Raw genomic sequence first — 13,881 nt, 5'->3', positions numbered from 1 at the left:
ACAACATCATAGCGCTTTTATTCGTCCGTTGACAAGAAAACGATTACAAACCTAATTGATTGCCGAGTTCTGCCATAACCTTGCCGATGGGATCGGTCATCAGGAGATCCGCCTTGTGATCATACGAGGTAGGGTCTGTATTAAGCAGCACGGTATGTTTACCGTGAAAATAAGTAATTAAACCCGCCGCAGGATGCACCGTCAGCGAGGTTCCGCCGATGAATAGCAGATCGGCCTGCGAAATGGCTTGAATGGACCGGACAAGCGTATCTTGATCCAGCTCTTCCTCGTATAAAACGACATCCGGTTTGATAATTCCCCCGTCTACCGGACATTTGGGCACTACCTCGGAGCTGTCCATCATTTCGTTCAAACTGTAAAAGCGCCCGCATTCCATACAATGATTGCGGTGCACCGAGCCGTGAAGTTCCAGCACATTCATACTGCCTGCGGCCTGATGCAAGCCGTCAATGTTTTGCGTCACGACTGCTTTGAGGCGGCCTTGCTGTTCCAGTGACGCAAGGAAACGATGGCAGCCGTTCGGCTCTGCATCCGGATGCAGCATTTTGCTACGGTAGAAGCCGAAGAACACTTCAGGATGCTTCACAAAAAAGGAACGGCTAAGCATAACCTCTGGGGGATAAGGCAATTTTTCCTCACTCTGATACAGACCAGCCGCCGAACGAAAATCCGGGATACCGCTCTCCGTCGACGTACCCGCCCCGCCGAAAAAAACAATGTTTTGTGATTGCTGTATCCAATCAGCCAACGTTTTTATGTTGTCCATGTTTCACGCACCTCCAGCTCTTCATATCCGCGGACGATGATGTCCGCATCCAGCAAATGACCGGAACGTTCCGGCTCTGGCGCAAATCCGATGGCCCGCCGCACCCCGGCACGCTTGCCCATCTGCATATCCCCGTTGCTGTCTCCGATGACAACTACATCCGCTGGTGACAGTCCCAGCAAGGAGCAAGCTTTTTCAGCCATTTCCGGGTCCGGCTTACCGTATGTAACCCTGTCGTGTCCGATGACCTCGTCAAAATATGACGTCAGACCCATCCACTCCAGGTGCTCCTGCGCAGCCTCTGTACTGTCAGAGGTCACGACCGCCAGCTTCAATCCGGCACGGTGGCTTTGCTCCAGTAGCGTCCGTAAGCCCGGAAACACCTTCGCTGCCCGATGTCGCCGCACATCAGCCATCGCCGCTTTGTTAAAATCCCGAACCAGCCTCACTGCTTCATTCCATGGTACACCGGCAGTATAAAGCTGCCAAGCCAGTACGCCCGTACTTTCATCCACTGTCCCCATCGCCAGCGGGCCGGAAGGATCATAGCCGATCACGCACCCCTCAGGGTCGTGGATCGTACCCAGAATGTTGCCTTTTTCCACCGTAAAATCTGTACCTGCCACGGCAAGATGCTGTTCCAGCATATCCAGTATAGAACGGGCCCAGGGACCCCACAACTGAATAAAATCCAGCAGCGTGCCATCCTTGTCCAATAAAATGCCACGGCATGGAAACCGCTGTCCCTGAACGACTAACTCAGACATGCAGCCCGCCTCCTCATTACTGGTTTTTTGGAGCTGAATCTACACTCTCTTTCATCCAGTCCTGCAAAGCTGAAACCGTCTGATTCCATTGCTCGGCTGGGCTAATTTTCGCTGGGTTATCCCCCTTTTGGGCTCCGTAGCTACCGAATTGGGCATGATTGCCGCCCTCAACTGTAAAATACAGCGTATTGGCTGGTAGATAAGCTCTTCCACTCTGAACACTATCCATTTTAATAACTCCATCATCACTTCCAAGCAGGGAAATGACCGGCAGATTTTTATCCTTCAAATTACCCTTATTATCTGGGTAGGAAGCAAGGAAAAATACGCCCTTGACCTGATCGGGATGTGCAGCCGCATAGCGGGCAGCTATGACACCACCTAACGAATGGCCTCCAATCACAAAAGTTTCTTTCGGATATGCCTTCAGTACCTCACCCGCCAAATCCGGGGAAATCAAAGCAAGATTCAGCGGCATTTTTGCAATGATCACATGATGACCCTTTTGCGCCAGACGGTGGGCCAAAGGAGCGTAACTTTCAGGCTTCACCAAAGCACCCGGGTACAAAATAACTCCGATACCATTTCTTTTTGCAGGCTCGAAACCAACCCAATGCTCCTGTTCGTTCACCTTCACAGCATCGGCTACTTCTGCTAATGCGGCAGTGGCCGTGTTGTCAGGCTGATAGGGCGTAAATACCTTCCATGCTCCCCAGCCTGCGATAAGCACAATGACAATCAGGATACCCAAAAGAATTTTCCATATTTTCCGGGGACCGCGTGTCCCATATGAGCTGTATGATCTTCTCGTTCTTCTTCTCATTTTAAATGTTCCTTTCGTATTTCGCACCTCATGATTCATGACTTGTGTATGAAATTTTTTTGCTGCGCAAATCAGCTTATCTATAGCCTTGTTAGGGTACCATCGTTGCGCACACAGGGTCAAATAAGAAGACATTTCCAGACATTAGCCCAGTCTTTTCCCCCTGTTCAAGCTTCCGCCACATAATAAGGACATGATAGCGCTTACTATTGTGAATAAAATCACAATGATAAGGCTCAGAGTATCGTACCTTGTTCCTTGTAAGGATTATTTTATACAGAGTTTACTCGGCTGAGTGCCGTTCGGAGGGAATTACATGACGACAAGCCATGACATACAAGGAGAAAGCTTCTTTCTCAATTTGCGCTTTATGCTGATCATATGCGTATTTGCAGGCAATGCTCTGGAGCCATTGGTCGGCTCGCTTCACATCGCCCAACAATGGTTTAGCTGGATATTCATGTTTCATATGCCGTTGTTCGTGCTCGTTACAGGGTACTTTGCCAAAACATCGTTAGCTGGGCACGCAGGCCGGAAAGTCTTGCTTCAGATCGGTATGCAATATCTTATTTTCCAAACCCTCTATTCGATATTGGATGCTGCGCTTTTCCATGTCCCTCATATTCATCATTCTTTTTTTGCACCTTATTTGCTGCTCTGGTTCCTTGCCAGTCATATTTGCTGGAGACTGCTGATGCTTGCTTTCCAGGGAATGCCGCCTGTTGTCCAAATAGGTATCTCCGTGCTGCTGGGTATCCTTGTCGGGTATCTACCAGTGGATGGCATCTGGCTCAGCATAAGCAGAACCTTTGTTTATTTGCCCTTTTTCGTAGCAGGGTATCATCTGCATTATGCCGATGTTCGCCGCTTCTTCACGACTCCAGTTCGTGTGATCGCAGGCGTTGTATCCCTTCTGCTTATGGTACTGGCGGGAACGTCGTACTACGGCATTCCGGCAGGCTGGCTGTATGGCAGCATGACTTATGGTGAGCTGGGCCATACCGAATGGTATGCGGGGATTTACCGCATTGGCATTTACGGAGTGCAATTCATAGCGGCTATCGCGTTTCTGAGCTTTGTTCCAGCCGTCACTGGACGTATAACTGAAATGGGGCGGCGGACATTATACGTCTTTTTACTTCATGGTCTGATTGTCCGCACCACTGTTGCCAAGGGAATTTACGATTATATAGACACTCCGGTAGAAGTGATGCTGATTGTAGCGTGTGCTGCGGGTCTGTGCTGTCTGCTGACTCTGCCTTGGGTGCGGAATGCAACACATCCTTTAATCGAGCCACGGGTCGACTGGATGCTTAAACCGTCTCCTTACCTTTTTAAACGATCCGCATAATTTTTTATGTCCATTCTGATTCAAGTATCTGCACGCGACAATTCGCTATCAGACGAAAAATCAGGCGGACCCTGACCCTCTTTACTTAGCAAAGGGCCTGTTTCATCAAGGCGTGATGTGGTAAGTAATGGATGCGCGCAACAAAAAACAACTTTTCATAAAGGAGTGATTTGTCATGGCACGTAATCAGGATCAGGGTAAAATGAGTCGCGAAGAGGCAGGTCGTATGGGGGGAGAAGCTACATCCAAGAAGCACAATAAGGAATTTTATCAGGAGATTGGTAAAAAAGGCGGGCAAGCCACCGCTAACTCCCATGATAAAGAATTTTATCAGGAAATTGGTAAACGTGGCGGCGATGCTACGGCTGAGTCCCATGACAAAGATTTTTACAGGGACATTGGACGCAAAGGCGGCAGAAATTAATGTGCAGTACCACATAAAACACCCTTCATCACTATAAAAGCAAGCTCAAGCCCATCCCGCTTTATTGCGGAGTGGGCTTTTTCATATTTGGCCGACATCACAAAAATCCAATCGATTACTTTCTATATATGTAGAAATATGCGCACATGTATGATAGACTCTTTAGAAAACATCTGCGCTATTTCGGCGTTTTCGAACGCCATACCATTTTTGAACTTTGGGGGGAAACCAGCATCATGACAGCTAAGACGAAAATGCGTTCCGATATGATTAAAAAAGGCTTTGACCGCGCTCCTCACCGCAGCTTGCTGCGCGCAGCGGGCGTTAAAGAAGAAGACTTTGACAAACCGTTTATCGCAGTATGTAACTCGTATATCGACATCGTACCGGGCCACGTCCATTTGCAGGAATTCGGCAAAATTGTCAAGCAAGCCATTCGTGAGGCAGGCGGCGTACCTTTTGAGTTTAACACCATTGGTGTAGATGACGGCATTGCCATGGGACACATTGGTATGCGTTATTCTCTGCCAAGCCGCGAAATTATTGCCGACTCCCTGGAAACTGTTGTTTCCGCTCACTGGTTTGACGGCATGGTCTGCATTCCAAACTGTGATAAAATCACACCCGGCATGATGATGGGCGCATTGCGCGTGAACATCCCGACTATTTTCGTCAGCGGCGGCCCCATGAAAGCTGGTAAAGACAAAAATGGACGCTCGATCTCCCTGACCTCCGTCTTCGAAGGTGTAGGTGCATATCAGGCTGGTAAAATCGACGATCAAAGCCTGCTGGAATTAGAACAATACGGCTGTCCAACTTGCGGCTCTTGCTCAGGTATGTTCACAGCGAACTCCATGAACTGTCTCGCAGAAGCGATGGGTCTGGCTATGCCCGGTAACGGCACCATTCTCGCAGTAGCGGAAGAACGTAAAGAATTCGTCAAACAATCTGCACGTCAATTGATGGAATTGATCAAGCTGGACCTGAAACCACGTGATATCGTGACTAAAGAAGCTATTGATAACGCATTTGCGCTGGACATGGCAATGGGTGGCTCTACCAATACAGTATTGCACACATTGGCACTGGCTCATGAAGCTGAAGTAGACTACCCTATCGAACGGATTAATGAAGTGGCGAACCGCGTACCTCATTTGTCCAAATTGGCACCTGCTTCCGACTACCATATCGAGGATGTTCATAATGCAGGCGGCGTCAGCGCAGTGCTGAATGAACTGTTGAAGAAGCCGGGCGCGCTGCATGGTGATTGTATTACTGTAACCGGAAAAACAATCCGTGAAAACGTAGAGGGTCAGGAAATCCTGGATACCAATGTTATCCACAAGCTGGACAACCCTTATTCCGAACGCGGCGGTTTGGCAGTATTGTTTGGTAACCTGGCACCGCAAGGCTCCATCATTAAAGTCGGTGCAGTTGATCCGTCTGTTGGTGGTTATCACAAAGGCCCTGCCATCTGCTTTGATTCACAGGAAGATGCGCTGGCTGGCATCGCAAACGGTAAAATCGCAGAAGGCCATGTTGTTGTTATCCGTTATGAAGGTCCTAAAGGTGGACCAGGTATGCCTGAAATGCTCGCTCCAACTTCGCAAATCGTCGGTATGGGACTTGGTGCCAAGGTCGGCCTGATTACAGACGGACGCTTCTCAGGCGCATCCCGTGGTATCTCCATCGGTCACATTTCCCCCGAAGCAGCAGAAGGCGGCCCTATCGCTTTTGTTGAGGACGGCGATATTATCGAGCTGGATCTGAACAATCGTACGATTGAGCTGCAAATTAGTGACGAAGAATTTGAACGTCGTCGCGCAAACTGGAAAGGCTTCGAGCCGAAGGTTAAAACAGGTTACCTGGCACGTTACTCCAAGCTGGTGACCAATGCAAGCAACGGCGGTATTATGAAAATCTAATCTTTATCATGATATGTTTTAAAAACGAATAAACAAAAGCCTCCCGAACACCCTGATCACAGGGGTTGGGAGGCTTTTTTGCATTAATTTCAACTACTTGATCTTGTATCCGCTGCTTGTGAGGCTCTGACTGTTTCCTGAATAGCGTTAGTATCCTGGGTCACTCCGCTGTGGAGAACAGGAGCAGCGTCCCGTGAGTCGGTTGTGCTGTGGCCTTGACCCGTATGGTATGAATCTCCTGTCCAAAAACGGTCAAACAGAGTATCAATCGGCATCACAATCATCTTTGGCACCATTACGTCCCTTTTTTCATACAACTGCTTTGAGCCGGAAGGATGGATAACACTAAATAACAGCTTTAAATATATGGTTGATACTATCCTGAACAGTCCCTTGGGAAGATCTCGTATCTGAAAACCCAGTTTCTCTGGGCCCCGGTTAATCATACTCACTGCATAAACGGCCTTAATACCGTTCATTTTGGGGTCATCTGCAATCCGGTAGGCTAGATCAGGAAGCTGTCGTTTCACAATCCGAATCAGTTGAATAGCCAAATGTACCATAGACTTGGCGGTTGTGCCTAATTGAAACAGCATTTTATTATCAAAATGCAGCTCGACGATGGCGTCCCCTTTTTCCAGCCACCTGCCGTTCTCCATGTTCACATTTGGCCCATGATAGATACACCGACGGTAGTAAAAGATCGTGTCCTCCTTACGCACCGGACGTAGACGGAACAGAACGTGAAATATCCGCTCATACAGCAACCATCCGAATACTAACGTTCTTTTAAACCAACTCGTATTGGATCTTTCGGTAGTAGCAGGTCTGCTGGCGGACTCACGACAAAATAAGGTATCGACACGTACGCTGCGCAGCTTCCGTTCTTGGGCAACCACCAACAGCTTCTCCAGCGCAATCAGCATGTTTTGCGGAGCGCCTGCGTCTGCCCCCAGTGTTGTACCGCAGTCATGGAGCAGCATCACCTCGCCACCCCTCAGCTTTTTGAGCATCCGCTCAGCCAACTGTTTTGCTCCGATGCTTGCCTTCCAATCCCCAAACATGGAGGACCATAATACGATTCGGCGACCATTCGAGTTGGAAATATCAAAGAAATTCACAATTCCCCATGGTGGGCGGTAAAAGGTCGTTCCTTCCCCGGTTACCCGGCGAATAACAGCCTCTGTCCGGGCAATTTGTCTTCTGACCGTGACGGGCCGCATAAGCCAATTCGATTTGTGCACATAATTATGAATACCGATCAAGTGACCTTCGTCATGCATGCGTTTCAAAAGCTCCGGGTGTTTTTCCGCATGTATGCCTACGACAAAAAAAGTAGCCTTGGCATCAAAACGCTTCAGCAAATCAAGCAACTGCGGGGTATACACCTGATCAGGACCATCATCGAAGGTGAGCGCATACTCTTGCTCACTTTTGCCCCGCCGGAACACCCGGAATCCAAACATTCGACTGACCAGCGCCGGAATAAAAGCATAAAAAGTTGAAATGTAAAACATCCATAACAGCAAAGTCTGCACGTTTTATCCCCACTTTTCTATTTCTGACTACCAAGCAGGCTTCTGAGGAAAACTCACTTACTTATATGTTATCACAAAGTCGTAAGCGTGCCGAGATTTTGCTGCATTCTTTCTTGAGCATAATAATCAACTACGGGTCTAACCCAATGCTGCTCAAGGCGGTTATACTGCTGATCTGGATTCTCTACTTTGAGTACCTATACAAGCAGCATAGAGATCCAATTTAGTGTACAATAGGTAAAAATCTTAAAGGAGTCGTTGTATACATATGTTACCATTGTACAAAAAATATTGGCGGACCGTTTTTGATATCGGCCTGATTGTATTAACCGTGTATTTAATTATGTTCGTATCCAGTAAGCTGTATCAGCTCGCGGCCCCTGTGTTCCTGTCGTTCGTTGTGTTTTGGTGCATTGAACCTGTGGCCCGTTATTTCAACCGCAAAGGTATGAAGAAGCCCTTCGCTTCCGCGCTCTCCGTTTTGCTGTTTATCATCCTTTTACTCGCTATTTTTTTTGGACTGGGTCTGATTCTGGTTACGCAATTTACGAAAGTGGCGCAAAATCTCCCACAGTATACCCAGATTATACAAACGGAATTCACACGGTATCTTCATCTTTCCCAAGATAAAATTGCCGCTTTACCGCCGGGGATTACCGAACGTGTTAACGATTATTTTGAAACTGCGACCGCCATTGCCACCAAATGGGCACAGCTGGGGCTATCCTTTTTCATACAGTTTCTCAGCTCCTTCACTGTCTTTATGGGCAACTTTGCAGTTGCCATTATTTTAGCTTTCTTTTTAAGTATGGAGATCAATCTCTGGAAGGGCATTGCTCGCAGTAAAACACCCAAGACGCTTAAAACCGCTTATCTTTTTCTGAAAAATCATGTACTCAAAGCGATTTCAGCCTTTCTGAAGGCACAAGCCATGCTGGTGGGAATTACCTTTGTTCTCGTATTTATAGGTTTACTCATTTTGCAGGTGGATAATGCCCTGTCGTTGGCTCTTGTGGCGGCTTTGTTCGATATTTTGCCACTGCTGGGTGTACCTGTTATTTTTATTCCGTGGGCAGTCTATTTGTTCATCACGGGCAACACCGGCCTGGCTGTAGGGCTGCTCATTGTCATGGCTGTTACGGTAATCGTCCGCCAGCTCGCAGAGCCTAAAATCACCGGTAATTCCATCGGCATTTCATCCGCTTATCTGATGCTTTCCTTTGCCATCATCTCGTTGTCGATCTTCGGATTGGCCGGGTTGATCCTGTCTCCAATCCTGATCATTTTACTGAAGGAATTATGGCAGCAAGGCTATTTGCAGCAATGGATTCGATTTCCGACAGAGGAATTCGAGGAGCCTCCCTTTATCGTCAAAATTCAGGAGGAAGAGCGTGTAGCTTCTCGTGGGACCGAGGAAAATTGAGCTAACAGGTCCATCACTTGACCGAACAGTGCTGTTGCCTGATTTGCAGAATGCTGTCGCGCATTTTGTACCAGAACGGCAACGGCATAACGAGGACGCTCCACCGGGCCATAGCCGATAAACCATTGGTGATTCACGGGTTGACCGTCCTTTAGAGCCTGGGCTGTGCCCGATTTTCCAGCCAGATGCCAAGGCTTGCCACGCAAGGATGCACCTGTGCCGTGGGCTACGACCTTCTCCATCGCTTCGCGAAGCGTACGAGCTGTGGAAGCGTGAATCGGATGGCTTCCTTCGGGTGATGGGGAAGCGTGAGCTGGCAGATCCAGCAACGTACCTCCGTCTGCGTAGCCGACGTGCTTCACCAGCCGTGGAGCATGCACCTGACCATCATGCAGCAATGTCACGATAAGATTGGCGGCTTGGAGGGGCGTGACCAGCACGTCTCGCTGGCCGATAGCTGTCTGGACACGTACACCCGGATCAGTCGCATACGTATGGGAGCCGAATACGGCTCCCTTTTCTTCGTGATCCAACGGACTGAACTGCGACATGCCTGCAAGATTCCGCTCCTGCCAGCCGACGGTCCGGTTCAATCCGAGCGCAGAGGCTGTGGCCTGAATTTGGGCAGGGCTCAGCCGTTCACCCAGATGAGCGAACACGATATTACAGGATACGGCGAGCCCTTCCTCCAGGTTCAGAGCGCCGTGTCCTTCTTTTTTCCAGCATGCCAAACCATACTTCCCATAGGTCCCATGACAATGGAATTGCTCCTTCGGTTGGACTACCCCCGATTCAAGCGCAGCCGCCGCCGTAACAAGCTTGAAAATGGAGCCGGGCGTCACCGCCTTGAGGGCGCGATTAGACCAGCCTGTTGTCTGCTGCGGATCGACGCGACCAGGGTTATAAAAGGGACGAGACACCATCGCCAGTACATCAGCGTTCCCTGCATCCAGCACAACCACCGCCCCTTCTGCCAGATGATTGGTTTCCGTCAGCTTTTCAAGCTGCTGCTGTAATGGAAGATCAATGGTCGTCTGGACCTGTAGAGGATAGTGATCATTGGATGGCGCACTGACCCGTAACGGCGCATGAGCCAGCGGACGGCGCTGCGCATCCACAAATCGGGAAACAAACGTTTCACCGACACCGCTCAGCAGCGGCTCCAGCGTTCTTTCCAGCCCGGCTGCCCCGGTCGGCAGTTGACCCGGTCGGTCTGGTCGTTCATACAGAAATCCAAGCCACTGCTTGCCATTGGGTACATTGTTGTAGCGTGTCGAATACGGGACAAGCTCTACCAGAGAAGGTGCGAGGCTAAGCAGTTGGTCCGCTTCATCAGGCTTGATATGCAGGGGTTCTCCACGCCCATCTCGCCATAACAGCGGGGATTGCAGCCCCTTCCATCGAGCCAGCAGTTCTTTCCTGTTTGTCCGCAGCAGCTTGGCAAGTTGTTCTCCGTGCAGGGCTGTTTTACCATCCACATCAGGAAAAAGCACTGGTGTCCATGCCACGCTCCCAGTTAACGGGCGTCCGTACCGATCCGTAAATTGCCCCCGCCCCGAGTCGATTGCAATTCCCTCCTGTCGCTGTCGTACAGACATTTCCTTGAGCGAATGCCCTCCGTAAGCGGACATGTGGATACCTGCCGTCCCCTGTATCCAGGCCAGCCGTAATAGCAAAAGGAGTAGCAATGCCGTAATGCCTACAGCCATATATGCAATTCGACGTTTTCGAATGAAACTGCTGCCACGCCTCGGCACACGCATCCTTCTTTCATCTTTTTTCCAGTAGTATGTCCTGTAATTGTTTTTTCCAATCTGTATGCTATATGGCATGTCGTTTTGTTGAAAAGCAAAACCACCCAGCTTGGGAAGCCGAGTGGTTATTAAACATTGCCTTCACGATTATTTACGAACTAAATCCAAATTGCTTTAGTGATGATAACCAACAGAATAAAGAGTACCAAAATTGCACCAGTAGAAGTCCAACCGCCGTAACCACCTTCAAATCCACCCATGGCTCGATCCCTCCTTTGATGTATAGTACACTTCAGCATATGTAGGAGATTACTCAATGGCAGGGCATTCAGGCAAACAAATAAGGCTCTACCAGTACAACGCAGTAGAGCCCACAATGTTATAAGAGAAATGTTTTCAAGATGATCACTAACAAAATAAACAGTGTCAGGATAGCAGCTATTGATGTCCACACTCCTCCGAAGCCTCTTTCCATTTCCTCCACAAGAACGCCTCCTTTGTTTTAACGTACTGTATAGGCTATGCAAGGTCTTGGCTAAGGAAAGGGCTTCTGGGTAAACAATAAATTCATATAACAAGATAATCCTGTAAACGAGAGCAAGCTCCTACAATTTATGAAGACCCATGCTTTACACGGTAAACCGTGAAAGCTGCTCCTTCAAATTGACAGATACCCCTTCCAGCTTATCAGACAATCCTACCAGCTGATTCCCGATATTCGCCTGCTCGGTGCTGAGAGAAGCGACTTCCTGCGAAGTGGCGGAGGATTGTTCCGCTACCGCACTCACACTGGTCATCGCCTCCGACAAGATCGCCTGCGATTCACTCAGCTCCTGAATGGATGAGGTAACCGTACCCAATCGAAGCGCAAACTCTCCCATTTGCTGCTGTACCGATTGGAAAATGTCCGTCGTCTCCTGTACCGCTCCCATCTGCTGTCGGAACAGTGGGTACACCTCCGATAACGCCTGAACCGTCTCATTCATCTCACCGACGATGTTATTAATAATTCCCGTCGCCGTGCGAATGGCTTGACGTGATTGTTCAGCCAGCTGCCGAACCTCATTGGCCACCACCATAAATCCACGCCCTGCCGTTCCAGCCCTTGCCGCTTCAATCGTAGCATTCAACGATAAAATATTTGTTTGCTTCGCAATATCTTGTAGCACGTCCAGCACCTTGAAGACATCGGAAGTCGTCTCCTTCAACTTGTCTACTTTGCTCACAAGCGCATGCGTCGTTTCTTCGGTGACCTGGGTCTTACTCAGGAGGTGTTTCAGTTGAACCGTTCCTTGTTCACTGGATTGCTCGACCTCATGTGCAACCTTGCTCATTTCATGGTTGGAAGCTATAACCGTATCCATTTGCTGTGATATGTTTCCTGTCAGTCCGCTGCCACGTTCAGCCTCTGTCGCCAAACTGGCAGATCCGTGAGCAATCTCCTCAGTAGCCGCTGCAATTTCCTTAGCTGAGATGGCCGTTTTCTTCGAGGCATTACTGAGTTCCGTCGCTGTATCCAGCACTTCTTGAGCTGAAACATTCGTCTGATCTACCAGCAAAGTAATCTGCTCCATCATCGTATCAAAGCTTACAGACAACTGCCCGATTTCATCCTGCGCATTGTAGTTGGTACGAACTTGCAGATTGCCTTTGGCTCCTTCCAGCATCAGATCCTTTAAATGCGTTAAAGGGAGAGCCACAAGGCGCACTATCCACAAACCGATGAACAACGCGATCAGTGCCGCCACCGCAGCAAAAATCCAGGTCGCCGTTAAAATCCCTTCGGCATCTTTAACCAGCACAGATACAGGTACGACACCCAGGAGAATCCATTTGGAGGTGCCCAGTGTATTATGCACGGCCAGCACATTTTGCACTTTCCCATCTGCGGACTGCTCCAAAATTTGATTTCCTTCAACACCCTGGAGCTGTGAAACGTAATCCAACTTTTGTTTCCCTCCTTCCAGAGCATCAATGTTGGAGCCTATAAAAACGCCATCCTGTGTAATAAGGCTAATCATACTGCCCGCGCCCAAATCAATACTCTTCAACTGATCATCCACGGCACTGGACTTCAAATCCATGACCAAGACGTAAGTCCCGCCCAAGCCCGACATGCTGTTCATGGAACGAGCCAGACGAAACGTCTTGCTGCCGTTTTCATTTACCTGTGTAGGCAACCAGACGATCCCTTTATTTTTTAAAATATCCTTGAACCATGCTTCCTGTCGTACATCCTTTTGTGTTCCTGTGCCCATAGCAGCCAGATCCGTCTGTTCAGGATACAGATAAAGCGAATCAATTTCCTTATTTGTAAATGCAATATTCGTTAACTTCTTGTTTACTTCACCCATAGCGACAAATGAATCAAACGAATTTTTCTCCTGCTTTGCCGCCTTTTGTAGCTGATCACTTAATTCAGTATCAAAAAACACCTGCGTCGAGGTATCTTGAAAGCGCTCCAAAATGATATCCAACTTCTCTGCCGTTTGTTGAACCGTTTGCTGGTATGCGGTAGCCGCATTTTGTTCAATTGTGTTTTTGGCTTTAAAATATGAAATCATTCCCAGACTGATCACAAACAACATAATCGCTGTAAAAAAGATCAAAAACAGCTTCATACCTACCGAACGAACCGGATTATAGTTTTTGACCAAATGCATAAAATCCTTACTGTACTTTTCCGGCTTGAGTAAGCGCTTTAAATTGTATGCGCCTCCACGAGTAGCCTTAGCCAACCAGGGAACAACCTTCGAAGACGTCTCCGCTGCTTTGTCTCCTTTAGCCGTTGTCGCCTTGCTGCCCTTGATACCTTTAATGATAGCCGTTTTTTTTGCTTGCTTCTTCGTTGTATTCCCCTCTTTTTTCAAAAAAACCATCTCTCTCACCTACCACCCTATAATTAGTTTCCTGATCCACGTATCCGTTATGTATCTATTATCTATATCATATCTATCGGAACTATTCGACAAGGAATGTAGCTTTCCTTTCAACTCCCACTAAATTTTGTGAAACTTTTTTCCTAGAAAAGTATTCAAAAAAAAGCCCCTCCAACCGATAGGAGAGGCTTTTGAATCTTTTTATCTAAG

General features: G+C 48.4%; 11 protein-coding genes. 4 read left to right on the top strand and 7 right to left on the bottom strand.

Going from position 1 to position 13,881, the window contains the following annotated elements; translation table 11 throughout:
* Nucleotides 1-43: 43 nt before the first annotated feature.
* Genes E0698_RS14490 through E0698_RS14480 form a run of 3 tightly spaced genes read right to left on the bottom strand, consistent with a single transcriptional unit; the run spans nt 44 to nt 2,377 of the window.
* Nucleotides 44-787 (bottom strand): NAD-dependent protein deacylase, encoded by a 744-nt coding sequence (locus tag E0698_RS14490; protein WP_192512003.1) that lies wholly within the window; start codon nt 785-787, stop codon nt 44-46.
* Nucleotides 775-1,554 (bottom strand): HAD family hydrolase, encoded by a 780-nt coding sequence (locus E0698_RS14485; protein ID WP_192512002.1) that lies wholly within the window; start codon nt 1,552-1,554, stop codon nt 775-777. Before E0698_RS14485 ends, E0698_RS14490 begins: the two co-directional genes overlap by 13 nt.
* Before the next feature lie 16 nt (nt 1,555-1,570).
* Nucleotides 1,571-2,377: an alpha/beta fold hydrolase gene (locus tag E0698_RS14480; RefSeq protein WP_192512059.1), complete on the bottom strand. Its 807-nt coding sequence runs from the start codon at nt 2,375-2,377 to the stop codon at nt 1,571-1,573.
* 316 nt (nt 2,378-2,693) lie between these two features.
* On the opposite strand from E0698_RS14480, the gene E0698_RS14475 reads away from it, so the two are divergent.
* The 3 genes from E0698_RS14475 (at nt 2,694) to ilvD (ending at nt 6,077) form a co-directional block, all read left to right on the top strand.
* Nucleotides 2,694-3,728, top strand: coding sequence for an acyltransferase family protein (locus tag E0698_RS14475; protein ID WP_134913175.1), 1,035 nt, complete (start codon nt 2,694-2,696; stop codon nt 3,726-3,728).
* 175 nt (nt 3,729-3,903) lie between these two features.
* Complete coding sequence (locus E0698_RS14470; RefSeq protein ID WP_014282920.1) at nt 3,904-4,152, top strand: KGG domain-containing protein; 249 nt, start codon at nt 3,904-3,906, stop codon at nt 4,150-4,152.
* Nucleotides 4,153-4,388: 236 nt separating this feature from the next.
* Nucleotides 4,389-6,077, top strand: coding sequence for a dihydroxy-acid dehydratase (ilvD, locus tag E0698_RS14465; RefSeq protein ID WP_044648168.1), 1,689 nt, complete (start codon nt 4,389-4,391; stop codon nt 6,075-6,077).
* Between the two features lie 89 nt (nt 6,078-6,166).
* Here the strand turns inward: ilvD and E0698_RS14460 are convergent, their stop codons facing one another.
* Entirely contained in the window at nt 6,167-7,615 is a 1,449-nt protein-coding gene (locus tag E0698_RS14460; protein WP_192512001.1) for a YkoP family protein, read from the bottom strand.
* Between the two features lie 268 nt (nt 7,616-7,883).
* Here E0698_RS14460 and E0698_RS14455 point away from each other — a divergent pair, with 268 nt between their 5' ends.
* Nucleotides 7,884-9,038 carry an AI-2E family transporter gene (locus tag E0698_RS14455; protein ID WP_192512000.1) on the top strand — a complete coding sequence of 385 codons (1,155 nt, stop codon included), beginning with the start codon at nt 7,884-7,886 and terminating at the stop codon, nt 9,036-9,038.
* On the opposite strand, the gene E0698_RS14450 is transcribed toward E0698_RS14455, so the two are convergent.
* The 3 genes from E0698_RS14450 to E0698_RS14440 form a co-directional block, all read right to left on the bottom strand.
* Complete coding sequence (locus E0698_RS14450) at nt 8,993-10,801, bottom strand: peptidoglycan D,D-transpeptidase FtsI family protein (protein WP_192511999.1); 1,809 nt, start codon at nt 10,799-10,801, stop codon at nt 8,993-8,995. The two genes, E0698_RS14455 and E0698_RS14450, sit on opposite strands and share 46 nt — an antisense overlap.
* Nucleotides 10,802-10,950: 149 nt before the next feature.
* Nucleotides 10,951-11,052: a sporulation protein YjcZ gene (locus E0698_RS14445; RefSeq protein WP_082067271.1), complete on the bottom strand. Its 102-nt coding sequence runs from the start codon at nt 11,050-11,052 to the stop codon at nt 10,951-10,953.
* Nucleotides 11,053-11,421: 369 nt separating this feature from the next.
* The gene (locus E0698_RS14440; protein ID WP_192511998.1) at nt 11,422-13,671 is read right to left on the bottom strand and encodes a methyl-accepting chemotaxis protein; all 2,250 of its coding nucleotides are present in this window, start codon (nt 13,669-13,671) and stop codon (nt 11,422-11,424) included.
* Between the last annotated feature and the right edge of the window lie 210 nt (nt 13,672-13,881).

It is taken from the genome of Paenibacillus sp. 23TSA30-6 (assembly GCF_014858585.1).
Classification (GTDB): domain Bacteria; phylum Bacillota; class Bacilli; order Paenibacillales; family Paenibacillaceae; genus Paenibacillus.
Note: the sequence above shows the minus strand (reverse complement) of the source record. Positions and strands in the feature narration are given on the sequence as shown.

Bases quoted from the DNA above. Each gene is read 5' to 3' on its own strand.
- ilvD (WP_044648168.1), top strand. From the start codon at position 4,389: ATGACAGCTAAGACGAAAATGCGTTCCGATATGATTAAAAAAGGCTTT.
- E0698_RS14440 (WP_192511998.1), bottom strand. From the start codon at position 13,671: ATGGTTTTTTTGAAAAAAGAGGGGAATACAACGAAGAAGCAAGCAAAA.
- E0698_RS14490 (WP_192512003.1), bottom strand. From the start codon at position 787: ATGGACAACATAAAAACGTTGGCTGATTGGATACAGCAATCACAAAAC.
- E0698_RS14470 (WP_014282920.1), top strand. From the start codon at position 3,904: ATGGCACGTAATCAGGATCAGGGTAAAATGAGTCGCGAAGAGGCAGGT.
- E0698_RS14475 (WP_134913175.1), top strand. From the start codon at position 2,694: ATGACGACAAGCCATGACATACAAGGAGAAAGCTTCTTTCTCAATTTG.
- E0698_RS14450 (WP_192511999.1), bottom strand. From the start codon at position 10,801: ATGCGTGTGCCGAGGCGTGGCAGCAGTTTCATTCGAAAACGTCGAATT.
- E0698_RS14445 (WP_082067271.1), bottom strand. From the start codon at position 11,052: ATGGGTGGATTTGAAGGTGGTTACGGCGGTTGGACTTCTACTGGTGCA.
- E0698_RS14480 (WP_192512059.1), bottom strand. From the start codon at position 2,377: ATGAGAAGAAGAACGAGAAGATCATACAGCTCATATGGGACACGCGGT.
- E0698_RS14485 (WP_192512002.1), bottom strand. From the start codon at position 1,554: ATGTCTGAGTTAGTCGTTCAGGGACAGCGGTTTCCATGCCGTGGCATT.
- E0698_RS14455 (WP_192512000.1), top strand. From the start codon at position 7,884: ATGTTACCATTGTACAAAAAATATTGGCGGACCGTTTTTGATATCGGC.